Origin of the sequence: Bartonella tribocorum (assembly GCF_002778015.1) — a bacterium.
In the GTDB taxonomy this organism is placed as follows: Bacteria; Pseudomonadota; Alphaproteobacteria; order Rhizobiales; family Rhizobiaceae; genus Bartonella; species Bartonella tribocorum_B.
On sequence record NZ_NJPP01000006.1, the window covers coordinates 1 to 25,377 of the forward strand.

15 protein-coding genes are annotated in these 25,377 nt (G+C 38.2%); 6 read left to right on the forward strand and 9 right to left on the reverse strand.

All coding sequences use genetic code 11. From position 1 onward, the window contains the following. Positions 1 to 922 precede the first annotated feature (922 nt). A complete protein-coding gene (aspS, locus tag CEV08_RS03245) occupies positions 923 to 2,716 on the reverse strand; it encodes an aspartate--tRNA ligase (protein ID WP_100130349.1) in 1,794 nt (597 codons plus the stop codon). 132 nt (positions 2,717 to 2,848) lie between these two features. On the opposite strand from aspS, the gene rnd reads away from it, so the two are divergent. Beyond that, positions 2,849 to 4,003, forward strand: a complete 1,155-nt coding sequence (gene rnd / locus CEV08_RS03250; RefSeq protein WP_100130350.1) for a ribonuclease D — start codon at positions 2,849 to 2,851, stop codon at positions 4,001 to 4,003. Between the two features lie 424 nt (positions 4,004 to 4,427). Here the strand turns inward: rnd and ppx are convergent, their stop codons facing one another. Further along, on the reverse strand, positions 4,428 to 5,945 hold the full coding sequence (gene ppx, locus CEV08_RS03255; RefSeq protein WP_100130351.1) for an exopolyphosphatase: 1,518 nt from the start codon (positions 5,943 to 5,945) through the stop codon (positions 4,428 to 4,430). Between the two features lie 6 nt (positions 5,946 to 5,951). Further along, positions 5,952 to 8,132: an RNA degradosome polyphosphate kinase gene (locus CEV08_RS03260; protein WP_100130352.1), complete on the reverse strand. Its 2,181-nt coding sequence runs from the start codon at positions 8,130 to 8,132 to the stop codon at positions 5,952 to 5,954. Between the two features lie 335 nt (positions 8,133 to 8,467). Here CEV08_RS03260 and CEV08_RS03265 point away from each other — a divergent pair, with 335 nt between their 5' ends. Both CEV08_RS03265 and CEV08_RS03270 read left to right on the forward strand, forming a co-directional pair. Beyond that, a complete protein-coding gene (locus CEV08_RS03265; protein ID WP_100130353.1) occupies positions 8,468 to 8,716 on the forward strand; it encodes a zinc-finger domain-containing protein in 249 nt (82 codons plus the stop codon). A 46-nt stretch (positions 8,717 to 8,762) separates the two neighbouring features. After that, on the forward strand, positions 8,763 to 10,010 hold the full coding sequence (locus CEV08_RS03270; protein ID WP_100130354.1) for an FAD-binding protein: 1,248 nt from the start codon (positions 8,763 to 8,765) through the stop codon (positions 10,008 to 10,010). 181 nt (positions 10,011 to 10,191) lie between these two features. Here CEV08_RS03270 and dnaE read toward each other — a convergent pair whose 3' ends face one another. Further along, positions 10,192 to 13,680 (reverse strand): DNA polymerase III subunit alpha, encoded by a 3,489-nt coding sequence (dnaE, locus tag CEV08_RS03275; protein WP_100130355.1) that lies wholly within the window; start codon positions 13,678 to 13,680, stop codon positions 10,192 to 10,194. 374 nt (positions 13,681 to 14,054) lie between these two features. On the opposite strand from dnaE, the gene recG reads away from it, so the two are divergent. Continuing rightward, positions 14,055 to 16,163 carry an ATP-dependent DNA helicase RecG gene (gene recG, locus CEV08_RS03280; RefSeq protein ID WP_100130356.1) on the forward strand — a complete coding sequence of 703 codons (2,109 nt, stop codon included), beginning with the start codon at positions 14,055 to 14,057 and terminating at the stop codon, positions 16,161 to 16,163. Between the two features lie 397 nt (positions 16,164 to 16,560). Here recG and glmS read toward each other — a convergent pair whose 3' ends face one another. From glmS to CEV08_RS03305, 5 genes are all read right to left on the reverse strand, one after another. Next, positions 16,561 to 18,384, reverse strand: a complete 1,824-nt coding sequence (gene glmS / locus CEV08_RS03285; RefSeq protein ID WP_100130357.1) for a glutamine--fructose-6-phosphate transaminase (isomerizing) — start codon at positions 18,382 to 18,384, stop codon at positions 16,561 to 16,563. Positions 18,385 to 18,557: 173 nt separating this feature from the next. Then, positions 18,558 to 19,922: a bifunctional UDP-N-acetylglucosamine diphosphorylase/glucosamine-1-phosphate N-acetyltransferase GlmU gene (gene glmU, locus CEV08_RS03290; protein WP_100130358.1), complete on the reverse strand. Its 1,365-nt coding sequence runs from the start codon at positions 19,920 to 19,922 to the stop codon at positions 18,558 to 18,560. A 14-nt stretch (positions 19,923 to 19,936) separates the two neighbouring features. Next, the gene (locus tag CEV08_RS03295; RefSeq protein ID WP_100130384.1) at positions 19,937 to 20,722 is read right to left on the reverse strand and encodes a cytochrome c biogenesis CcdA family protein; all 786 of its coding nucleotides are present in this window, start codon (positions 20,720 to 20,722) and stop codon (positions 19,937 to 19,939) included. 49 nt (positions 20,723 to 20,771) lie between these two features. Continuing rightward, on the reverse strand, positions 20,772 to 21,755 hold the full coding sequence (locus tag CEV08_RS03300) for a carboxypeptidase-like regulatory domain-containing protein (RefSeq protein WP_180753542.1): 984 nt from the start codon (positions 21,753 to 21,755) through the stop codon (positions 20,772 to 20,774). Between the two features lie 38 nt (positions 21,756 to 21,793). Continuing rightward, positions 21,794 to 22,117, reverse strand: a complete 324-nt coding sequence (locus CEV08_RS03305) for a HesB/IscA family protein (RefSeq protein WP_100130359.1) — start codon at positions 22,115 to 22,117, stop codon at positions 21,794 to 21,796. Between the two features lie 117 nt (positions 22,118 to 22,234). Between CEV08_RS03305 and CEV08_RS03310 the strand changes: the two genes are divergently transcribed. Next, positions 22,235 to 23,437 (forward strand): deoxyguanosinetriphosphate triphosphohydrolase, encoded by a 1,203-nt coding sequence (locus CEV08_RS03310; RefSeq protein ID WP_100130360.1) that lies wholly within the window; start codon positions 22,235 to 22,237, stop codon positions 23,435 to 23,437. Between the two features lie 30 nt (positions 23,438 to 23,467). After that, the gene (argS, locus tag CEV08_RS03315; RefSeq protein WP_100130361.1) at positions 23,468 to 25,225 is read left to right on the forward strand and encodes an arginine--tRNA ligase; all 1,758 of its coding nucleotides are present in this window, start codon (positions 23,468 to 23,470) and stop codon (positions 25,223 to 25,225) included. Positions 25,226 to 25,377: the final 152 nt, after the last annotated feature.

Sequence of the window (25,377 nt, forward strand, 5' to 3'; positions counted from 1 at the left end):
AATAAAAATATAAAAAACAATGTATTACTCATTGATACCGCTAAGTGAACTAAAATTATGACTTAACTTTTCAAAATGATGTAAAATAAATTTTTATAGWCCTTCCAATAATAAAAATCTCTCTCAAATATATTTTGAATGCAGATTATTTTAAATAAAAACCTTATTGAGAACTTTGCCAAATCCGATGATATAATTTAACGGCTCACAAAGAGCTATTTCATCCTTTTGGGAATGACAAAAACACCTTTCAAACATCATTTTTTATCACAAAGAAAGATTGTATGACAGCACCATCTAATTTTTTATGAAAAACTTTAAAAATATTCAAAGCTTATATCCTTCCCCAAAGTTTAAATCCATAAGATGCAAAAATGCATTTTTCTTATAAGCACGAAGAGACACAATTATCTTTTACAACGTTGCAAAAACTTCAAAAAATATGAATAATATTTTGATATATAAAGATAATCTATTAATTTATAGTTTAAATGAAACTCTCAAATATTATAAAATTTTCTCATTTCTAATTTATTCATAATAAATCAATCACAATCATTTCTCTGCTTATTACAAAGAAAAGCGCGACGATCCGCAAGCAAGGAATAAAAATACTGGATCCATTTGCATACAAAAACTGTCAGTAATATTAAAACCTAAAAAGTAGAATGGCGGCTTATCCTTTATGTAGAACAGTTTTTAGACCACTCAGGAGGTTTTCCGTTATATCTCACGAGCAGAGCTAGTATCGTAAAACAAGGTCGACTGTATTGAGAAATATTTCTTTAGAAACAGTTCCCTTTAAGAATTAACACAATAGCACTTTTGGGCCTCTCTAAATCCATAAACAACACATATGCCCTTGAGAGGCACCAACAATTCACGCTACGGAGGAAAGACGGTAAAAATCCATCAATCAACATTATGAACTATTTTTGTGCACAGGAACCATGCGGATTCCTAAATCACGTAATTGTGTAGAAGAAACATCAGATGGAGCACTCATCAAAAGATCAAGTGCCTGTTGATTCATAGGAAATAAAGCAACTTCACGTAAATTTTTAACACCTTGCAACAGCATAATGATGCGGTCAATACCCGCAGCCATACCACCATGGGGTGGAGCCCCATAATGGAATGCACGATAAAGACCACCAAAACGATCTTTCACAACGTCCTTAGAAAGCCCTACAAGTTCAAAAACTTTAAGCATCATTTCTGGTAAGTGATTACGAATTCCACCCGATGCAATCTCATAACCATTACAAACAAGATCATATTGAAAAGCTTTAAGCGTAAGAGGATCTTGACAGGCAAGAGCATTTTCTCCCCCTTGAGGCATGGAAAAAGGATTATGCGCAAAATCAATCTTTTTTTCATCTTCATTCCATTCAAAAAATGGAAAATCAATAATCCACGCTAAAGAGAAACTCTCTCTATCGACAAGATCTAATTCTTCCCCTACCCGTTTGCGCGCTGCTCCAGCAAAAGATGCGAATTTTTTTGGATCCCCAGCCACAAAAAAACAAGCATCACCACTTTCAAGTCCAAGTTGGATACGGAGCGCTTCAGTTCGCTGCTCACCAATATTTTTGGCGATAGGTCCTGCTCCTTCAAATTTTCCTTCTTCCTTGCGCCAGAAAATATAACCGAGCCCTGGTTGCCCTTCACCTTGTGCCCATACATTCATACGATCACAAAAAGCACGACCTCCCCCCGTTTTAGCCGGAATAGCCCACACTTGTGCATTCTCATCATTTGCTAAAATCTGAGCAAAAACTTTGAAACCAGAATTATAAAAATGCTGAGAAACATCTTCCATAACGATCGGATTACGCAAATCAGGCTTATCAGAACCGTATTTCCGCATTGCTTCATCATAAGAAATGCGAGGAAAGTTTTGTGTCACAGCTTTTCCATCTGCAAATTCTTCAAAAAGAGAACGCATAATGGGTTCCATAGTTGCTAAAACATCTTCCTGCTCAACAAAGCTCATTTCAACATCTAATTGATAAAATTCACCAGGAAGACGGTCAGCCCGCGGATCTTCATCTCTAAAACATGGTGCAATTTGAAAATAACGATCAAAACCTGACATCATCAACAACTGTTTATATTGCTGTGGTGCTTGTGGTAGTGCATAAAATTTTCCTTGATGGACACGACTTGGAACCAAAAAATCACGTGCACCTTCCGGCGATGAGGCTGTCAAAAGCGGCGTTGTAAATTCCGTAAAACCATTATTTTGCATAGCCCGTCTCATGGCTGCAATAATTTCAGCCCGACGCATGATATTTTTGTGCATCGTCTCCCGACGCAAATCAAGAAAACGATATTTCAATCGAATATCTTCTGGATAATCAGGCTCACCAAAAACCGGTAAAGGAAGTTCTTCAGCTTTTGAAAGAATTTCTACCTCTTGTGCAAAAATTTCAATCTCACCTGTTGGAAGCGTTGCATTAATAACCTCATCAGAACGTGCACGCACTTCCCCATCCACACGAATAACCCATTCAGAACGCACTTTTTCAATAACTTTAAAAGCTGGCGAAGCAGGGTCTGCGACAATTTGTGTGATTCCAAAATGGTCACGCAAGTCCACAAAAAGAATTCCTCCATGATCACGAATACGATGAACCCATCCAGAAAGACGAACTTGTGTTCCTACATCACATCTACGAAGAGCCGCACAATGATGACTGCGATAACGATGCATGTTTTTTGCCTTTGATTATAATATTCACATGCGCTACAAACGCTTTTTAAGAACCATTTGTCAAGATATGAGAATAAAAACGCGACAATAAAGTCAATAAAAGACAAATTTAATTTATCGAATTATAATAAAATGATGAATCTTATTACACAAACAGCAAATCTTGAAATTGCACTTAATGCTCTACGTACCTCTGATTTTGTAACAGTCGATACTGAGTTTATCCGCGAAACAACTTTTTGGCCTCAACTTTGTTTAATCCAGCTCGCATCACCAGATGTTACAGTTTTGATTGATCCCATAGCACCAGATATTGATTTACAACCATTTTTTGATCTTATGATCGATAAAAAAATTGTCAAAGTTTTTCACTCTGCCCGCCAAGATATTGAAACGATTTATTATCTTGGAGGCGTTATTCCTTTCCCTCTCTTCGATACACAAATAGCAGGATCAATTTGCGGATTTGGTGATTCGATCTCCTATGATCAAATTGTACAACGCTGCACAGGGCATCATCTTGATAAATCTTCCCGCTTTACAGATTGGAGTTGTCGCCCCCTGTCTGAAAAACAACTGCTCTACGCCCTTGCCGATGTAACCTACTTAAGAGATGTTTACCTCCTCTTGAAAAAAAGGTTAGAAAAAAATAAACGGACTCACTGGATGGATGATGAAATCACAATCCTCTTAAATCCTAAGACCTATGATATGCCAGAAGATGAAGCATGGAAAAAAGTGAAAGGAAAAGTTAAAAAACCGCGTGAACTTGCTGTATTACAAAAGATAGCAGCTTGGCGTGAACGTAAGGCGCGAAAATACAATATGCCACGTCGCCATATCATGAAAGATGAATGTCTTATAGAAATAGCAACCCAACAACCAAAAGATGAATCTGCTTTAAAACGGTTGCGCAGTCTTAATAAGAATTGGGATAAACGCTCCATTGCGTCGTCATTAATCAAGGCTGTCCACGAAGGCTTAGAGGTCGATCTTTCTACTTTACCCCCTATTCCTAAACATAATCCACTCAACGATACGACATCTGCTGCTATCGATCTGCTTAAAATATTACTAAAACTTGTTGCAAACGAAAACAGTATTGCCCCCAAAATTATTGCAACATCTAATGATTTAGAAAAAATCGCCAATGGAGGAATAAAGAAAAATATCCCCGCCATGAATGGTTGGCGCTATGAAATATTTGGTCAAAAAGCTGAACAACTGCTAAAGGGACAGATAGGGTTTTACTTTAACGATGGAAAGATAAGCACCAAACAGCTTTAATTTACCTTTTCCCCACATATCTGAGATTTTCATAAGACTCTCTTAAAGAGGGTTTTATTTTATGTCAAAATGAGGGAAAATTTAAAACATTTTTGTTTTTAAAAATCCATTACATTACTTATTTATATCAATTGGTATGCGCTACAGAACAACACAAATAGGATAAATAAAATCTGATTCTGACAAATTAAAAAAACAAATAGCTTCTCATAAAAGTTAAAAAAATTTATAATCAAAGCGTGCCATCATTACAAAAATAGTAGCCTAACGTAATAGAAAAACATGAAAAGATGATGTCTTACATCATCCTATCGTATAAAAATCCTTATCGAAATTGCAATCCAATCATTAAAAATAAACGAATATAGAAACTAAAATACCGAACTTGTTAAGATATGAAACGCGAATAAATGAGAAGGAAAAGTTAAAAAATTTCAAAAGAAAGTGGTTGTTTTATTAATTTTGATAACTTCTGTAATCGTCCAAGAGGGCGTTCTCCCAATAATCCAGCATAATTTTGGGGGATCTGCAAAACAATATGATCTGCTTTTTTATGCCAAAATAAATGAGGTAAAATCCCAGCAACAGAAGCGCTAAACAGATGAGCAATACGCATCGTTTCACCAAGAATCCGTGCTTTCTCAATTATATTTTGTGTTGCTAATTGAAAAATGGGAAGAGATTCTTTATCAACCAGTAAACTCGTATTACGAAAGAAAACAGCAAGCGCTGCATAAAGGCGCCCCTCATGAGAAATTCCTGGATAAGATCCTAACGCTATCTGATTGGCTGCTTCATTGCCTCGATAATCTGGATGTATACGCCAACCAATATCCGCAAGAAGACAAGCTGCTTGACGATAACGGCATTCATTTTCAGTTTCTGAAATTCCAAAAACGTCAAAGGCATTCGTCGTAAAATCAATCAGTTCTTCTGCTTGTTTTGGTGAACGTGCCCGTAAAATAGCCATTTCTGTGCACGCAGCAATGAGAGGGTCTGAACGTCGAATCGCCTGCGGCAAGCGTGAATAAAGAAAACCTTCACGAACGCCAGCACCAGAAAAAATGATCTTTTCAAACGCCATACACTGAATGAGTTCAATAAGGACAATTGCCCCATAGGACAAAAGTTTCCGACGATTTTGTGAAACCGCCGCAATCCCTCTCATATTATCAATATTGCCGCTTGCTACAAGACGTAAAAAGTTCTCCATTTCAGCGGATTCAACTTCATAGCCATGCATAACAGGGAGCCGATAGCTTTTCATGGCCATATGGAGTTTTGCCAAATTACGCCATGTCCCCCCTACGGCATAAAAATTACGTGCTCTGCCTTTCCGTGTACGCATAACAGAAGATTTATAAAATTGCTCATGTACAATTTTTGCCGCGATAGCATTATCATTATTTGACATATACTGCAGCCGTAAACCACCTAATGGAAGTGTTATCCCTTCACCGACTTCAGAATGATCAATATCAATCAATTCAAGACTTCCCCCCCCAAGATCTCCGGAAATACCCTTTGGTTGATAAAAAGTAGAAACAACTCCATAGGCTGAATACATAGCTTCTTCACTTCCGGAAAGAAGATATATTTTATTTTGTAAAGTCTCTTCAGCACTTTGAATAAATGCTACACCATTTTTTGCATCTCGTGCTGCTGCCGTTGCTAAAGTATAGACCTCATCTGCTCCAATCTGTTGGCAAAGCGTACGAAACCGTTTCAATGTTTGCAACGCCATTTTCATCGATTTTTCTTCTAAAAATCCCCTTTTTGCCACACCATGACCAAGACCACAAAGAATCTTTTCATTAAACAAAACCGTTGGTGAGCGAACAAGCCCCTCATAAATAACCAACCGAACAGAATTCGATCCAATGTCAATAACAGCAACAGGCTTACGCCCTTTTAGCCGACCTTGAGCATCTCTATATGTCATTGGATTTCAGTCTTTATGCATTTCAGCTTGTTGCCGATGTAAGGCAACCAAGCGTGAAATGGAAGATTCAAAAGACTCATTTTCCCCCGCAAAACCTGCATTGGCCATAAAATACTCTTGCGCATTAAACGGACTTTCACCTCTCTGCGGTATGATACGTTTCGATGTTCCATCCATAAGTATATCAAAGCTTTGTTGATTATCAATGAGATTAGCGGCCATAATTTGTAAAAGAATCTTCTGCCGCACCATTTTATTAAAAACTGGAACCAATATTTCAATACGGTAGTCTAGATTACGAGGCATCATATCAGCAGAGCCTATATAAACAAGTGCATTTTCATTAGGCAAATCTTGACCATTCCCAAAACAAAAAATGCGACTATGTTCAAGAAAACGCCCTACAATTGATTTTACGCGAATATTATCCGAAACTCCTGGGATACGAGGACGTAAACAACAGATCCCCCGCACAACCAAATCAATCTGTACCCCTGCTTGACTAGCACGATATAAAGTATCAATAATTTCAGGATCAACCAATGCGTTCACTTTTATCCAAATAGCAGCAAACTTGCCTTGTTGTGCATGAGCAATTTCTCCTTCAATATGCTCCAAAATACGACCACGTAGTGTTAAGGGCGAAAAAGCAATCTTCATTGTTTCATGTGGACGCTCATATTGGGCAATATAATTGAACAATAACACAACATCGTGAGCGATATTATTATCCGTGGAAAAAAAAGAAAGATCAGTATACGTTTTAGCGTTAATGGGATGATAATTTCCTGTTCCAAGATGAATATAAGAACAAAGACGTTTTCCTTCACGTCTCACAACCAAAGACATCTTGGCATGTGTTTTTAAGCTAATAAAACCAAAAATAACTTGAACTCCAGCACATTCAAGATCTCGTGCCCAACGAATATTTGCTTCCTCATCAAAACGTGCTTTAAGTTCGACCAAAGCAGTCACAGACTTTCCCTGTTTAGCCGCTTCAATCAAAGCGCTAACAATTGGGCTATCATTTGATGTACGATAAAGTGTCTGTTTGATTTCCACAACATCAGGATCACAAGCAGCTTGACGTAAAAATTGAACAACAACATCAAATGTCTCATAAGGGTGATGAATCACGAGATCATTTTCACGAATAGCCGCAAAACAATCGCCGTTATGTTTACGAATAGATTCTAGAACACGAGGAATATAAGGAATAAATTTAAGATCATCACGAGGAATAGAAATAATCTCTGATACCCTATTAAGTGCTAAAAATCCATCAAGAACATGAATACAGTTATCAGGAACAGCAAGACAATTCGCTATAAATTGGCGCAAATTTTCTGGCATTTTTGCGTCAAATTCAATGCGAATAACCTGCCCACGACGCCGCCTTTTAAGAGCTTTTTCAAAAAAATGGACAAGATCCTCAGCTTCTTCTTCTACTTCAATATCGCTATCTCGAATGACTCTAAATGTACCAATTCCATTAACCTCATCGTGAGGAAATAGATATTTGATAAAAAGGTAAATAACATCTTCAGATACAATAAAACGAAAACGATGATCCTCTTGAGGAAGAAGAATAAAACGCTTCAAAAGCATTGAAATGGGCAATAACACTGTACGTGTGTGTTGTTCTTTCCCTCCCGACAATTGAAGCGCAAAAGAAAGCCCTAAATTAGGAATAAAGGGAAAAGCATGCGTAGAATCAACAGGAAAAGGTTTTAGAATAGGAAAAATTTTATCAAGAAAATATTTTTCAAGCCATGATTTTTCAATTTTTGAAAGATCATCTGAACAAATGATTTCAATACCATTCTTTTTTAATTCATTACGTAAAATATCCAATTCTTGTAGTTGATGAGCCTGCAACTGTGAAATCTCAGCGAGCACTATATCAAGTTGCTCCTGTGGCGTATGCCCATCTGCACTACACACTGTAACGTGATCACGAATTTGAGCAGCAAGGCCAGCAACACGAACCATAAAAAATTCATCAAGATTTGTTGCTGAAATCGAAAGAAATTGTAGCCGTTCTAATAAAGGATATTTCGAATTAGCCGATTCCATCAAAACACGCTTATTAAATTGTAGCCATGAAAACTCTCGATTAATAAACCGTGCCGGATTTTCCATTGTTATATCCGATATAGAAATTTTATCTGCCACCCTCTGTTCCATATATTCTCATTAAGCTTCTTTTATACTTTTTTATACTTTCTAAAACCTTTGACAAAATATCTCACATAACATTTTATAATATGTTATTGTCCTTATGATACATCAATGTATAATTTTTATTATTATGTTTCCATTTAATATTTAAAAATACTTAGGAAAAAGTTTCATATGCAAAATGCTAAAAACATGAAGATTATTCTATATAGCATAAAAGAAGAGCACTTTGTCTTAAAAAGCATCTTGCATTATTATAATCATTATTACAAACTCACACTTATAAAATAGAAAAGCCTCATCATAGCTGATGAGATCATTTATTCTGGAGTTTGTGCGCCATGGCTGATCATACGATTCCCCATTTTCAAAATGACCTTGGATATAAAACAATCGAAATTGGTGTGAAAGAATTTATGTGTGTAGGCGCTACACAACCATTCGATCATCCTCATATCTTTATCGACATGGGAGCAGCCGATGAGAAAATCTGCCCTTATTGCTCGACCCTTTATCGTTATGTTTCCTCACTATCGTACGATCAAACAAACCCAACAGGGTGTTTATATCATCCAGATGAGCCCCTATAATGCGCTCTAGGACTCTCTACCGCTTTTTAAATTCTGTTTGTTTAATATGAAATCATTTGTGAAGCAATCGCCCATCATCGTTGGAGGAGGAATTGCTGGTTTAAGCACGGCTTTAGCGCTCGCTCATAAAGGAATTGCAAGTACCCTTATCGAAAAGTGTAAGAAACTTGAAACGATAGGCGCTGGTATTCAATTAACCCCAAATGCAACATCTATTCTTGCTCGCTTTGACCTTCTTAACAAACTCATTGAAGTGGGGACAATCCCACATTTTCTTGAGTTAAAAGATGGAATATCTTTAAAAACACGTCTACATGCTCATCTTATCAATCTAACAGAAAAATATTGGAAAGCCCCTTACATCACAATTCATCGTGCGGCTTTACAAAAAATTTTATATAATGCAGTGATTGAAAATCCTCTAATTAAATACAAAGCAGGTGAGACGATTGTATCTTCTACCCACTCTGCAACCAACATTGAAATAACAACAATAAAAACAGATACAGCAACAGAGCAACTTTACTCAACACCCCTCCTGATCGGATGTGATGGCGTTTGGTCAACATTACGGCAACAATCTCCTTTTCATGAAAAAGCAAATTGTAGTGGCTTTATTGCTTGGCGTGCAACAACAGCATGGGATAATCTTCCTCAAAACTTTCGTTCTTCATTGCACAATATGAAGACAATCACAGCTTGGATGGGACCAAACAATCATCTTGTTGTCTATCCCATTCAATCGTTAGAAAAAATTTTTAATTTTGTCGCCATTACTCATGGAGAAAATCCCAAAGAAGGATGGGACCATAAAGGAGATAAAGAAAAACTCAAATCTCTTTTTAAGGGGTGGAATTCAAAAATCTTACAAATCTTTGATCACATTGATGAATGGCGATATTGGCCACTCTTTCACATGAAACAAAACCGTTTTCTAGGCTTAGAGAGACAAGTATTCGTTGGTGATTGTGCCCATGCAGCTTTACCTTTTGCAGCACAAGGTGCCGCGATGGCAATCGAAGACGCTGCCACATTAGCAGAAGCACTTTCATTGAAAGATCTTTCATTAACGAAAGCTCTTTCGCTTTATGAAAAAACACGCACTCCCCGTATTGCAGCCGTAAAAAAACGTGGGAGTTTCAACAGATTAGCTTATCATGCAACCGGTCCCATAGCAGTTGCCCGTAATTTCATGATGAAAATCCGCACTCCAGAGAGTATTATGTCAAGCCTCCATTGGCTTTATATGTATGATGCAATGAATTCGATAAAAAATTGTGATAAAAACTTATAAAATTCCTCCAGTACTTTGAATTAAGAGAGTTTTTTGGCTTTATGACACTAAAAATCCATCATAATTTACTCAAATAAAAGCAAGATCTTTCGAAATCTTTATCTGATTTTAAAAGTTCAATTCCAGACTCTTCTAAAAGAAAAAATACCCTCCAAAACAATCCCTATCTTTAAATCTTGTTTTAGCTTAATTCGACATCGACAACACCCTGAATTAATTTCATAGCATTTGCAACCTGTGAATTTACCTTATATCGCTTTGGGAGCGCAATTTCGACTTCTCGCAATCCGTCGTCTTGAATTAAAATCAGCCCAACCTCTCCATTTCCTCCGAGATTTAAATTTTGTTCAATTTGTGAAAGCATATCAACTGTTTTGATAAAAAGACGCATCATTTTATGCTGCTGTAATGCTTCCTTTTCTAAAGACTGAATTGTCTCAATTCGCAAACCAATCCCTTCAGAACGATTCTCTGCGCTCACCGTAATAATAAAAGATTTTCCAGGTTCTAGAATCTCCTCATAATCCGAAAGTGCTTCAGAAAAGAGAACGGCTTCATATTGTCCACTTGTATCAGAAAAATGAATAATCCCCATTTTTTTACCAGATTTTGTTTTGCGTACATTTTTTGCCACAACGGTTCCAGCAAGCCGTGCAGCCGTTGCCCCCCCTTTAACAGCATTGGCAAAATTACTCCAAGTCTGAACACGTTTTTTGGCAAGAATAGCTTGATACTCATCCAATGGATGAGCAGAAAAATAAAAGCCTATTGCCTGAAATTCTCGATAAAGTTTCTCAGCTAGTAACCAAGGAGACGTTTTGGATAAAATCAATGGCTCTTTTAATCCTCCTGCCATACCAAATATATCAACCTGCCCACTAGAATTGTCATCGAGAATACGAAGTGCCCGTGCATGAAGCGTTCCAAGATTGGCTAATAAAACTTCACGTGCAATATTAAAACAATCAAAAGCGCCAGCACAAACTAAACTTTCCATCGCACGTTTATTGACAATACGAGGATCAACACGCGCACAAAAATCTTCCAGATCCTTAAAAATCTTATTCCCACGACAAGCAACGATATGATCGACAACCGTTTCTCCAACACCTTTAATGGCAGCAAGAGAATAATAAATACAGTTATCACCAACCTCAAAAACGCGATGAGATGTCTGTATAGAAGGTGCAATAACCTCAATACCCAGCCTTAATGCCTCACGCCGAAAATCATTGAGTTTATCCGTATTTGTCATATCATGCGTCATTGAAGCAGCTAAAAATTCAACGGGATAATTGGCTTTCATATAAGCTGTTTGATAAGAAACAATTGCATAAGCAGCCGCATGCGATTTATTAAATCCGTAATCGGCAAATTTTGCTAAAAGATCAAAGATAATATCAGCTTGCTCTTTATCAACACCACCAGCAACTGCTCCATTGACAAAACGCGTACGCTGTTTTTGCATTTCTGCATGAATTTTTTTCCCCATAGCACGACGTAATAAATCGGCTTCTCCAAGCGAATAACCAGCCAACACCTGAGCAATCTGCATCACCTGCTCTTGATAGACTATAACACCTTGTGTTTCTTTAATCAGATGGTCTATTTTAGGATGAATAGAGGCTATCTCCTCTTCTCCGTGTTTGCGTGCATTATAGGTTGGAATATTTTCCATTGGGCCAGGACGATAAAGCGCAACCAGCGCAATAATATCTTCAATACGGTCTGGCTTCATTCCAATCAGCGCCTTGCGCATACCAGAACTTTCCACCTGAAACACGCCAACCGTTTCACCACGTGCCATCATAGCGTAGGTTGCTTCATCATTCAGAGGAATATTTGACAAATCTATTTTTATCCCCTTTCTAGCAACAAAATCAACGGCCATTTTCAAAACAGTAAGCGTTTTTAATCCAAGAAAATCAAATTTTACCAGCCCTGCATGCTCTACATATTTCATGTTAAATTGTGTAACAGGCATATCAGAACGGGGATCACGATACATCGGGACAAGCTCCCAAAGCGGCCGATCTCCGATAACAATCCCCGCAGCATGCGTTGAAGCGTGACGATAAAGTCCCTCCAACTGAAGTGCTATATCTAATGCGCGTCCAACGACGGGATCTTTTTTCTTTTCCTCTTCAAATTTAGGCTCATCTTTAATAGCATCAGCCAATTCCACCTGACTTCCTGGTGTAGTAGGAATTAATTTTGCAAGATAATCTACCTGACGATAAGGAACTTCTAAAACCCGCCCCACATCACGTAAAACCGCACGTGCCTGTAACTTCCCAAAGGTAATAATTTGAGCAACTTGATCACGTCCATATTTTTTTTGAACATATTGAATAACTTCTTCGCGCCGCTCTTGACAAAAGTCGATATCAAAATCTGGCATCGAAACACGATCTGGATTGAGAAAACGTTCAAAAAGAAGAGAAAAACGCAATGGATCAACATCGGTAATCGTCAATGCATAAGCAACAAGTGAACCAGCACCAGACCCCCGCCCTGGACCGACAGGAATATCATGAATCTTCGCCCATTTTATGAAATCTGAAACGATAAGAAAATATCCAGAAAACTGCATACGCGTAATAACTGAAACCTCATAATCAAAGCGCTGCTCATAATCTGCAATCGTATATCCTTCAGCCAAGCCAATTGTTTCAAGCCGCATCTTCAAACCAGCTTTAGCTTGATTTAACAACTCACCATCTTCTGCTTTTAAAGTATTTTCTGAATTAGCAGATTGTTCTATAAAACGAGGCAATATCGGTTTTCGAAGAGGCGTAGCAATATGACAACGCAATGCAATTTCAACACTATTTTCTAAAGCTTCTGGGAGATCAGAAAACAGTGCAACCATTTCATCTTGTGACTTCAAGTAATGATCTGGCGTCACCCGTTTCCGATCTGGATTAGAGACGATTTGTCCTTCTGAAACAGCCATTAACGCATCATGCGCTTCATACCCTTCTCTCTTTAGAAAAAAAGCTTCATTTGTTGCAACAAGAGGAATTTTATGCGCATAAGCCAATTCAATGAGCTCTGCTTCTACTCCTCGGTCATAAGAACCATGCCGTTGTAATTCCACATAAAGACGATCAGAAAAAGTTTTTTTTAAATATATTAAACGCTCAACAGCGCGTTCTTTTTTTTCTTCTGACAAAGAACGATTAATAGGTCCTCCCTTGCCCCCCGTTAAAGCAATTATGCCTTCACTGTGTTCTGATAACCAATCAGCTTTAACATGAGGAGGATCAGTATCACATTTATCAAGATAAGCACGGCTCACAAGACGAACCAAATGAGCATAACCGGTTTCGCTAGCAGCGAACAGAACAATAGAGCAGAAATCAGAAGCATTACATCCTTTAACCAAATGTGAATGATTATTTTCATCACAAAAATCAACGGTAAGCTGACAACCAATAATGGGTTGGACCCCATGAGAAAGACAATGGTGCGAAAATTCTAAAGCACCAAATAAATTATTGGTATCGGTAATAGCAACCGCTGGTGCTTGATCTGAAATCGCCTGTTGAATAATTTGTGGGATTTTTAAAGCTCCTTCGAGCAAGGAATAAGCGGAATGCACCCTCAAATGAATAAAGCGAGGAAGAGAATTTTTGTACTCTTGCATTTTATTTTTATCTTTAACCACTCTCACAATTTCCTACTACAAACTCAATGCCAAACAGCACCCCTTAAAGAAAAAAATTTAGGCGAGCATAATTTTAAAGCTATAAACTTACCGTTCCACATAGGAAAATGTCTCAATATTATTGCTCTTTATAAGAGAGTTCTATCAAGAAAGTGCCTCTATTCACAGCAAATAAACGCCTAAAATAAAAAGAAGTAAACTATACTATAAGCACTTTCATTTTTGCATTTTTTTATTTTATTTCTCCTTTAAAGATAATTTTTCTTCGTACAACGCAATGTGTTAATAAAACAATCTCCTCTTTAATGACTTTATCCCCAAAAAGCTTCTTCTAAAGGTCTAGAAAAAATAAAAAGAGCAGGTTAAATTTCCTCATGCCTCCAAGTCTTCTTGCCCCTCTTTTCAACTCTATTCGAACCCTTTCTGGTGTTACACCTAAAGTTTATAGCTTACTAACAAAACTTTTAAATGTTAATCCCACACAACGTGACGCAACCCTTATTGATCTTCTTCAATTAATGCCCCATTCCGTTATAGACCGCAGAATGCGTCCCAGCATTGCTTGTACCAAAGAAGGAGAAACTGTTACGCTCGAAATTGTTATTGATCAACACCAACCACCCCCCCGTGGTCATAACAAAATTCCCTATCGTGTTATCGCCCATGATCAAACAGGAAAAATAAATTTAGTCTTTTTTCATGCTCACCCTCTTTGGCTCAAAAAACAACTCCCCGAAGGAAAAAAAGTCATTGTATCAGGAAAAGTTGAATGGTTTAATGGGCAACTTTCAATGGCGCATCCCGACCATATTGCCCCAAGCGAACAATCAAATCAGATTCCTCTTGTCGAACCTGTTTATCCCTCTACCGCCGGATTAGCTGCAAAGACACTAAGACGTGCCATACAAAACGCTCTTAATTCTGTTCCTCTCCTCCCAGAATGGATAGACGAAAATGTTAAAAAGCAGCAAAATTTTTCTTCCTTTTCTATTGCTTTGCGCCGTATCCATACCCCCATTAATCCCGATGATCTCTCCTTAGAAAGTAGCGCACGCAAACGTCTTGCCTATGATGAACTGCTCGCTTGTCAATTGGCGCTAGGCCTTGTACGTTTGAAAACCAAATCTCTTGTTGGGACTTCTCGATCTTCAACAGGAATTTATACGAAAAAATTGCTCAATGTTCTCCCCTTTCAACTCACAACCGGACAAATAAAAGCAGTAGAAGATATCGCCAATGATCTTGCTTCACCAGAACCGATGCTACGACTGCTCCAAGGCGATGTAGGCGCAGGAAAAACCGTCGTTGCACTGATGGCAATGGCACAAATTGCTGAAAATTCAGGTCAATCAGCTTTAATGGCCCCCACAGAAGTGCTCGCTCGGCAACATTTTGCCACCATTGCCCCTCTTGCCGAAAAGATAGGCTTAAAAACAACGCTTTTAACAGGACGAGAAAAAGGAAAGGTGCGAACCAATATCTTGAATGATATTTTATCAGGTCAAGTTTCTATTGTCATCGGAACCCACGCTCTTATACAAAACAGCGTTACTTATAACAATCTTGCCTTAACCATTATCGATGAACAACACCGTTTTGGTGTGCACCAACGTATTGCTCTTACAGAAAAAGGCAATAAGCCTGATATGCTGGTCATGACCGCTACGCCCATTCCTCGCACTCTTGTTTTAACAGCTTTTGGGGATATGGATATCTCTAAAATTACAGAAAAACCAATGGGACGACAACCCATTACAACAGCAATGCTTTCTTTGAAACGTATCCATGAGCTTGTAAAGCGAATCGCAGTTGCCTTAGAAAAAGGAGAAAAACTCTATTGGATTTGTCCTTTAGTAGAGGAATCGACAGCGCTTGATCTTACTTCAATTGAAAACCGCTTTGCATTTCTCCATGAGCGCTTTGGAGCGCGCGTTGGGATGATTCATGGCAAAATGTCTACAGCAGAAAAAGAAGCCGCTATGGCTTCTTTTAAATGCGGAAATACACGTATTTTAGTTGCAACCACCGTCATTGAAGTGGGCGTGGATATCCCAGACGCTTCGATTATTATCATCGAACACGCAGAACATTTTGGCCTTTCACAATTGCACCAATTGCGTGGACGTGTAGGACGAGGCGATAAAAAATCTTCCTGCATTTTACTCTATAAAGAACCACTAACCAAAACAGCAGCAACACGTCTGAATATTATTCGTCATACAGAAGACGGTTTTGAAATCGCTGAAGCAGATTGGCGCTTGCGAGGTGAAGGAGAACTTCTGGGAACAAAACAATCTGGCGTTCCTGAATTTCATATAGCAAATCTTGCCGTTCACAGCGATCTTTTATCCATAGCAAGAAAAGATGCACGCCTCTTTTTACAACGCGATCCTCATCTTTCCTCTGAGCAAGGACAAGCCTTACAGTTGCTTCTTTATCTTTTCGGACACAACGACGCTGCACGCCTCTTACGAGCAGGATAACTCTAGAAAAAGCATTTGATAAACAATAAAAATACTTGCCCTATGCAAATAGGCTATTCTTTCTTGGTATCACTCATAAATGATCTAACACAATCCCTACACCATTATGCTTCATAAAAGAACAATAAACCAACAGAAGCACTTTTTCTCCCAATCTGAATCACCCTTGCATTAAAAGTGGAGAAGCATTTTGCGTTCTTGTTACTCTTATATTCACACAGCCGATCTATTTTTTGATAGGTAAGAAAAAAAATTTATTCTGTCATCAAGAATTTGGAATGAAAAATCCTGTCTTGGTATTCTCATTCAACAAAGAAAAAAGGAAATAAATTATCATTATAAATCAATTTATTATACTTGATTATTTTTCAAAAGATCAAAAATACATAATCTATTTTCATTCAACCGTAACTGATTTTGCTAAATTACGCGGTTGGTCAACATCTGTTCCTAATAAAACAGCCGTATGATAAGCAATTAACTGAATGGGGAGAGCATAAATAATAGGAGCAATAAATTCTGGAACATCTGGCAAAGTAATCGTTGATAAAGTTTTCAGACAAGCTATTTCTGCGCCTTTTTTATCGGTTATTAAAATAATACGACCATTGCGCGCTACCACTTCTTGCATATTAGAAAAAGTCTTTTCAAACCATCGATCATAAGGAGCCACGACAATAACGGGTATTGTCTCATCTACCAATGCAATTGGTCCATGCTTCAACTCACCGGCAGCATAACCTTCAGCATGAATATAAGAAAGCTCTTTCAGTTTAAGAGCGCCCTCCAAAGCAATAGGATAAGAAGTTCCACGTCCCAGATAAAGAACACTTTTTTCATTCACTAAATCACGACAAATAGATTCAATCTTGCCTTCTAATTTTAAGACCGCATTTAAAATACGGGGAATTTCTGCCAACTGCCTAACCAATTGCTGTTCCATTTGAACCGTAAGATAACCACGTTGTTTAGCAGCGCTAAGTGCTAATGAAGCAAGTGTTGCCAATTGACAGGTAAAAGCTTTTGTTGAAGCAACACCAATTTCTGGTCCGGCAAGTGTTGGGAGAATAAAATCAGCTTCCCTTGCCATTGTTGATTGCTCAACATTCACAATTGTTGCTGTTTTCACACCCCGCTCACGACAATAACGCAAGGAAGCCAATGTATCTGCTGTTTCACCAGATTGAGAAACAAACAATGATAATGCATCAGACGTTATAGGAGGTTCACGATAACGAAATTCGGAAGCAACATCATTATCAACACTTAAAGCGGCAAATTTCTCAAACCAATAGCGTGCAACTAAGGTTGAATAATAAGCCGTACCACAACTTGCAAAAAGGAGACGATGAATATTTTTCCAATCAATCAAATTTTCAAAGGAGCGAACGGTATAATTTCCAAGATCAAGATAATGCGCCAAATTATGAGAAATCACTTCAGGTTGTTCAAACATTTCCTTATGCATAAAATGACGATGATTACCCTTAGAAATTAATAATGCTCCTTCAAGTAATGTTTTTACAGGACGTTTTACCGGTTGATTGTCTCCATCATAAATTGTGACACCTTCCCTTGTGAGAACAGCCCAATCTCCATCTGCCAAATAGCTAATATGATCAACGAATGGTGCTAAAGCAATGGCATCTGACCCTACAAAAAATTCATCTTTTCCATAACCAATTGCCAAGGGTGGACCAGAACAAGCCGCAATCATAAGGTTATCTTCACCTTCGAAAATAAGAGCAAGTGCAAAAGCTCCTTGCAACCGTTTCCAACTTTTACGCACGGCTTCTTGCGGAGAAAGACCACTTTTTAATGCACGCGTTATTAAATGCGCAATAATTTCCGTATCCGTCTCTGTTTCAAAGATATAACCATCTTCGATGAGTTCCTTTTGCAATTCTACAAAATTTTCAATAATACCATTATGAACAACCGCAAGCTTTTCAGTCACATGAGGGTGCGCATTGCGTTCAACAGCCACGCCATGCGTCGCCCAACGGGTATGGCCAATCCCTAAATTTCCCTCCAGAGGTGTTTTTTTTAATTTTTCTTCTAAATGAACAAGCTTCCCCTCAGCACGCACACGATAAAGATGCCCATTATGAACTGTTGCCACTCCAGATGAATCATAGCCTCTATATTCAAGACGTTTTAACCCCTCAACCAAAGAGGACGTAACACATCTCTTTCCAAGAATTCCAATAATTCCACACATTAAAAAGCTCCAACTCACATCTTTAAGATTTAAATCTCATAAAACAATCCAACAGCCTTTATCTAAAACGATAAATAATAAAATAATTCAAACATGGTATCCGGCAATCTTTAAGAATAAATCTCCTATCCATCGTTAGATCGGCATAAAACAAAGGAATAAACTGAAAATGATCATTTTTTATGTTTGTTTTCTGTCGAGTTATTCTCTAACAAGCGTGCTCGAAATTTTGTTGCATAGCCCTCTTTTGTAACCTGTCGTGCACGCCCAAAAGCCATACTGTTCATAGGAATATTTTCAGTAATCACACTGCCTGAAGCAATATAAGAGCCATCCCCTATCACCAATGGGGAAACAAGTGCCGTATTAGACCCAACAAAAGCATGATCACCAATCATGGTTTTGTATTTGTTAAATCCATCATAATTACACGTAATCGTACCGGCTCCAATATTGGTATGTGCTCCAATTTCGGCATCACCAATATAACTTAAATGATTGATTTTAGAAGATTCTCCTACCTTAGCCTGTTTGACTTCACAAAAATTTCCAACCTTTACGGATTTTGCCAACTCTGTTCCAGGACGCAAACGTGCATAGGGACCAATCTGCGCATCCCGACCAACCACAGCACCTTCTAGATAACTAAATGCATGAATAACAGCATCAGATTGTACTTTTACACCTAATCCAAAATAAACATTTGGTTCTATCACCACACCTGGTTCAATTTCCGTATCATAAGAAAAATAGACTGTTTCTGGTTTTAAGAGTGTAACACCCGATAACATTAAATCGCGCGCTTTACGTTTTTGCCACAAAGAATCAGCCCTTGATAGCTCAAGACAGTTATTAATTCCCACAATATTTTCAAAAGGGACTTCAACAACACGCACATCCAATCCTTCACGCGAAGCAAGAGAAGCAACATCTGTTAAGTAATATTCTTTTTTCATATTATCATTACCAACCTTCTCTAAAAGAGAAAGTGCATATTTCCCCCGCATGGCGAGTATTCCCCCATTACAAAAAGAAATCTTTTTTTCCTCATCATTCGCGTCTTTTTCTTCTACAATTGCGATCAATTGATCATTTTTCTCAAGAAGGCGCCCATAACCTGTTGGATCTTGAGTATGAAAACCTGCAAAAACAACATCGGCTCCATCAGCAAGCTGTGCACGCATTTGATGCAATGACTCTTGTTGAATGAGAGGTGTATCCCCAAAAACAATGAGAACATCATCCGCCTCCTTTTGCAAAGCTAAACGAGCCGATAAAACAGCATGCGCCGTTCCTAAACGCTCTTTTTGTTCAAAAATCATCACGTCTTTTACAAATGAGCGAACAACATGTGTAACCTCTTGAGCACCACATCCCACAACAACAGCCAATTGTGAAGAGCCTGCCAATTCTATTTGTTTTAGAACGTGGCATATAAGAGGCAATCCAGCAATTTTATGAAGCACCTTCGGCAGAGGCGATTTCATACGCGTCCCCTCACCTGCAGCAAGAACAATAGAAAAACAACTTCTAACCATAAAAACACACAAGACTAACGAGAAAATCCAAAAAAGTTCATAATATCGTGCCAACGAATATCTTCAACATAACTCAATGAAGGATAATGTTCTAAAAGCCAAAATGAAAGATCCTGCATAGAGCCTGTTAAAAATAAAATCCCTGTAAGAATAAGAAAAACACCAATAATTTTTTCAACCTTTCCTAAATGAATACGAAAAGCTGCTAAAAACCGCATAAAACGACTGGAAAATAAAGCTGCCAACACAAAAGGGACAGCAAGGCCTAACGCATAAACTGCTAAGAGAATAGCTCCCTCACCCACAGTTTCTTTTGTTCCAGCAAGTGTTATAATAGGCCCTAAAATGGGACCAATACACGGTGTCCAACCAAAGGCAAAAGCTAAACCAATAACATAAGCTCCTAAAGGGCCAGCAGGTGTTTTACTCGTCTGAAAACGCGCTTCACGAAATAAAAAAGAAATCTTGAAAAACCCTAAAAAATTTAAACCAAAAATAATAATGATAATTCCAGCAGCAAGGGCAAACCAATCACGATAATAGCCGATAAACTTTCCAATGGTACTTGCACTGGCCCCTAAAGCAACAAAAACAGTGGTAAATCCGAGAACAAAGGCAATAACAGAAGACAATAAAGCCCACCGTATAAAGACTTTCTCACCACGCTTTTCTGAACGAAAGTCATCAATACCAATCCCTGCCATATAGCATAAATAAGGAGGAACTAATGGTAAAACACATGGCGATAGAAAAGAGAGTGCTCCAGCAAAAAACACACCAACTGTTGAAATTTCAATCAAAACGCACACACCCCATCTTTCATTCACGGTTTAGTCCCATGAACAACGATCAATCTATATCTTCATCAATTCGTTGCATATTTTGTTCATTTGCCACCACACTTATATCTTCATCATGACCAGAAACGATAGAAAAAACCTTTTGATAAATTTTATCTTTATTTTTAGCAATTGCAATATACTCTCCTTCTGCTAACACGAGTGAAACATAAGCACCAACTGTTTCATAAACAATATCACCAGAATCATTGGCAAGAGACCAACTTGTATCTGCAAGCGCTTCCCCTCCTTCTTGTCGTACCAGCTTTAAAACAATCTGAGCCGCCTGATGTTCAAGGGTCACTTCTGTCATTTTACCGGCCTCCACTTGAATATCTGAACGCGCGGCCGCGTTAATGGAACCATAATGGGAAACAACATGGTAGCGGCCAGCTTTTAAACGCACAATAGATTGAGGCTTAACATTTGATAAAATGACTCCCGTATCATCATTTTCTTTTTCATCCTCATAGATTGTGAAACGGAGTTCCTTTTCATTGATGATACCATTGAGCAGTGTCGCATTTAAAATAAGACCACCAGCCTCAAGGTAAAAGTTTTTCACAAGAGTTTGCCCACTTTCTAGATGAACTTGGCGCACAGCACTCATATGACCAAATGAGACATGAACAAGATAACTTCCTGGCTCTAAATCAAAACGCGCACTTCCCCCTTTATCGCTTGCCACTAATGGTAATTTATTATCAATTCCTAGAATAGGGGCATAAACCCGCCAGACAAGTCCTTTCTCAATATCTTGACTGCTATTTGTTAATCGAGCATTCAAAATGAGTTGTGCCTGAGAGGCTAAATTCTCTTTTTCCTGCTCTTTTGACTTTATAATAAAACTCCGTGATTGTCCCTCCTGCTGATCTTGCCCTTCTTCACAAAAAGCACAGTGGCTCCAGATCAATACCGTAAGCACCACGCATAACCGTATACATTGATGCATTATTTTTACAAGATTAGCCATTTTTACATTGTTAACCAACATGATATTTTTTTCAAGAAACAATATCACACGCCCCACTCTCAAATTGAAAAACTTACACCACAACCACACGATGAAACAGCATTGGGATTATGGATTTGAAAAGACTGTTCCATAAGATCATCAACAAAATCAATCTCGGCTCCTTCCATGAAAGGAAGAGAGAGTGAATCAATAAGCACAGTTGCTCCATCTTTTTTGAGAACAAGATCATCTTTACACATTTCAGAAACCAAGTCATATTTATAAGAAAAACCAGAACACCCACCGCCTTCAACAGAAATACGTAATGCGATTTTATCAGGTTCACGCAAAAGTATCTGTACAATTTGCTTAGCAGCAGCATCTGAAATTTTCACATTCATTTTATATATCCTTGCATTAAACCATCAAGAAAGAGTATCCCATTATTATAACTTATAAAGAGAAGTTTATTCATCATAAACCGCCCTCAATTTTAAGATGATAATGGACAGCTTGCAATGGATATAGGCATGATCAACTTCAATTACCAATCTCGAGCCGTCTATAGTGCTCATCCGCAAACAAGCCGTGGCCGATTATTTGATGAAACGATGGGCTCTACACGCACACCTTTTCAACGAGATAGAGATCGCATTATCCATTCTAATGCATTTCGACGTCTGAAACATAAAACGCAAGTGTTTATTGCTGATGAAAGCGACCATTATCGTACCCGCCTCACCCATTCCATAGAGGTGTCTCAAATTGCACGAACATTAGCCCGTGCCTTGTATCTTGATGAAGATCTCGCCGAAGCCATCGCCCTTGTTCACGACTTTGGGCACACGCCCTTTGGCCATGCAGGAGAAGAAGCACTTAATGAAGCCATGGCTCATTATGGCGGCTTTGACCATAATGCACAAGCCTTGCGCATTGTTACAAAACTAGAACAGCGCTATGCAAATTTTGATGGCCTCAACCTTACATGGGAAACCCTCGAAGGGCTTGTAAAGCATAACGGTCCCCTTTTAGGTCCTTATGCAAAAAATAAAGAGGTTCCGAGCGATATTTTACAATACAATGCAAAGCAAGATCTTGCACTCAATTGTTTTGCAGGACTAGAAGCACAATGTGCTGCGATTGCAGATGATATCGCATATAATGCACATGATATTGATGATGGTTTACGGTCACAATTTTTAACACTCGATCAATTTGAACACGTCTCACTAACAGCAGCAATCTTAAAAGAGATAACAGATGAGCATCCCCACCTCGACCAAGCACGACGCGGTTATACACTTGTACGAAGACAAATAACAACCATGGTTGAAGATGTTATCAAACAATCCCACGAAAACTTAGCACGCATCAAACCAACCAGCATAAATGATATTCACCAAGCAAAACAAACCATTGTTACCTTTTCACCGTCAATGACTGTTTACGAAAAAGAGCTAAAAAACTTTTTATTTAAAAATCTTTATTACCATGAACAAGTTCTTAGCCGTCGCAATGCAGCAAAATGCATTGTACAAAAATTATTCAATTGTTATTATGAAAATCCAGATACAATGCCTGAAAGTTGGTGCAAAAAAGCAGTGAACTTAAAAAATCAAGCGTTAGCACGTCTGATTGCTGATTTTCTTTCAGGCATGACTGATCACTATGCTCTACGTGAATATCATCGTTTATTTGACCATACAGATCATTTCGTTTAATGGCTTTTGGAATCATCATGGAAGCTCAATATGAATATCTTTAAAAACTTCGAAAAAAAAATTAAAAGATCAATTGAATTATCTGATATAAAAGGAAAAAATGGAGAGGATCTAGATTTATCAAAAATCACCGTTGATCCCCCACGCGATTCCTCCCATGGTCATTTATCAACCAATGCTGCTATGGTGCTTGCAAAATCTATTGGGCTCAGCCCCCGTGCCCTTGCAGATAAAATCATAGAACTGCTTAAAAATGATTCCTCCATCGAAAACATTGATGTTGCTGGTCCTGGTTTTATCAACATCAAGCTTACAAAATTATTTTGGCAAGATGCTATAAAATCTATGCTTGAATTAGGCCCTTCTTATGGTCGTATCCCAATGGGACAAGGAAAACGCATCAATGTTGAATATGTCTCAGCAAATCCAACAGGCCCCATGCATGTCGGACACTGTCGCGGCGCCGTTGTTGGAGATGTTCTCTCCAATTTGCTAAAATTTACGGGCTATAACATTACGAAAGAATATTATATCAATGATGCTGGTCAACAAATCGAAGTCCTCGCTTACTCCGTACTGTTGCGCTATCGTGAAGCTCTTGGACAAAAAATTAATGAAATTCCAGAGGGACTCTATCCTGGAGAATACTTGATACCGTTGGGTCAATCGCTGGCTCAAGAATTTGGTGACCAACTCCTCATCATGGATAAAGATGAAGCCTTATCCATCGTGAAAGAACGGGCGATTGATGCAATGATGTCCATGATTCGCGAGGATTTGGCTGCCCTTAATATTTATCATGATATCTTTTTCTCTGAGCGAATGCTTTACGCAGATAATGCCCGCGCTATTCGTAATACCATTAACGATCTCACTTTAAATGGTTATATTTACAAAGGAAAACTCCCCCCTCCCAAAGGACAAAATATAGAAGATTGGGAACCAAGCGAGCAAACTTTGTTTCGTTCAACAAATGTTGGTGATGATCAAGACCGTGTTTTGGTCAAATCTGATGGTTCTTATACTTATTTTGCTGCTGATGTTGCTTATTTTCGGGATAAATTTAATCGTCATTTTGATGAAATGATTTATATTCTAGGCGCAGACCATGCAGGCTATGTAAAACGGCTAGAAGCCATGGCAAAAGCAATTTCTGGAGATAATGCTAAGTTAAGTGTTTTCTTATGTCAATTGGTAAAACTCTTTCGCAATGGTCAACCTGTACGCATGTCCAAAAGAGCAGGATCATTTGTCACTCTAAGAGACGTTGTCGAGGAAGTTGGTCGTGATCCAGTGCGTTTTATGATGTTATACCGCAAATGTGAAGCACCTCTTGATTTTGATTTTGCAAAAGTAACTGAACAATCAAAAGATAACCCCATTTTTTACGTACAATATGCAAATGCACGTTGTCATTCAGTCTTTCGTCAAGCACAAGAAGTGCTTCATATTAAAAGTTTTTCAAATGACATCTTGATCACTCATCTTCATCGACTAATCGATGACAATGAAATATTCTTAATACGCAAACTTTCTGAATATCCGCGTATCATTGAACAAGCCGTCGTTCATAAAGAACCCCATCGATTAGCGTTTTACCTGTATGATCTTGCTTCTTGCTTTCACACCCATTGGAATAAAGGAAGTGAAAATCTCAATTTACGCTTTATTCAGCCTCATGATAAAGAGTTATCCTTTGCAAGATTGGGATTAATACAAGCCGTTATTAATATTTTATCATCAGGACTTAACATCATAGGAGTCGCAGCCCCAATAGAAATGCGTTGAAAAAGTTCTATAAATACATACAATAGGTACTTTATTGATAAACTTTTTCATGTATCCTTGCATGAGAGGGGGAAAATTTGTAATTTTAATATAACAAATCAAAATTAACCATTGATTGCAGGTTAAGTGCAAATCATTATGTGAGAAAAGCT

Bases quoted from the DNA above. Each gene is read 5' to 3' on its own strand.
- aspS (WP_100130349.1), bottom strand. From the start codon at position 2,716: ATGCATCGTTATCGCAGTCATCATTGTGCGGCTCTTCGTAGATGTGAT.
- rnd (WP_100130350.1), top strand. From the start codon at position 2,849: ATGATGAATCTTATTACACAAACAGCAAATCTTGAAATTGCACTTAAT.
- ppx (WP_100130351.1), bottom strand. From the start codon at position 5,945: ATGACATATAGAGATGCTCAAGGTCGGCTAAAAGGGCGTAAGCCTGTT.
- CEV08_RS03260 (WP_100130352.1), bottom strand. From the start codon at position 8,132: ATGGAACAGAGGGTGGCAGATAAAATTTCTATATCGGATATAACAATG.
- CEV08_RS03265 (WP_100130353.1), top strand. From the start codon at position 8,468: ATGGCTGATCATACGATTCCCCATTTTCAAAATGACCTTGGATATAAA.
- CEV08_RS03270 (WP_100130354.1), top strand. From the start codon at position 8,763: ATGAAATCATTTGTGAAGCAATCGCCCATCATCGTTGGAGGAGGAATT.
- recG (WP_100130356.1), top strand. From the start codon at position 14,055: ATGCCTCCAAGTCTTCTTGCCCCTCTTTTCAACTCTATTCGAACCCTT.
- glmS (WP_100130357.1), bottom strand. From the start codon at position 18,384: ATGTGTGGAATTATTGGAATTCTTGGAAAGAGATGTGTTACGTCCTCT.
- glmU (WP_100130358.1), bottom strand. From the start codon at position 19,922: ATGGTTAGAAGTTGTTTTTCTATTGTTCTTGCTGCAGGTGAGGGGACG.
- CEV08_RS03300 (WP_180753542.1), bottom strand. From the start codon at position 21,755: ATGTTGGTTAACAATGTAAAAATGGCTAATCTTGTAAAAATAATGCAT.
- CEV08_RS03305 (WP_100130359.1), bottom strand. From the start codon at position 22,117: ATGAATGTGAAAATTTCAGATGCTGCTGCTAAGCAAATTGTACAGATA.
- CEV08_RS03310 (WP_100130360.1), top strand. From the start codon at position 22,235: ATGGATATAGGCATGATCAACTTCAATTACCAATCTCGAGCCGTCTAT.
- argS (WP_100130361.1), top strand. From the start codon at position 23,468: ATGAATATCTTTAAAAACTTCGAAAAAAAAATTAAAAGATCAATTGAA.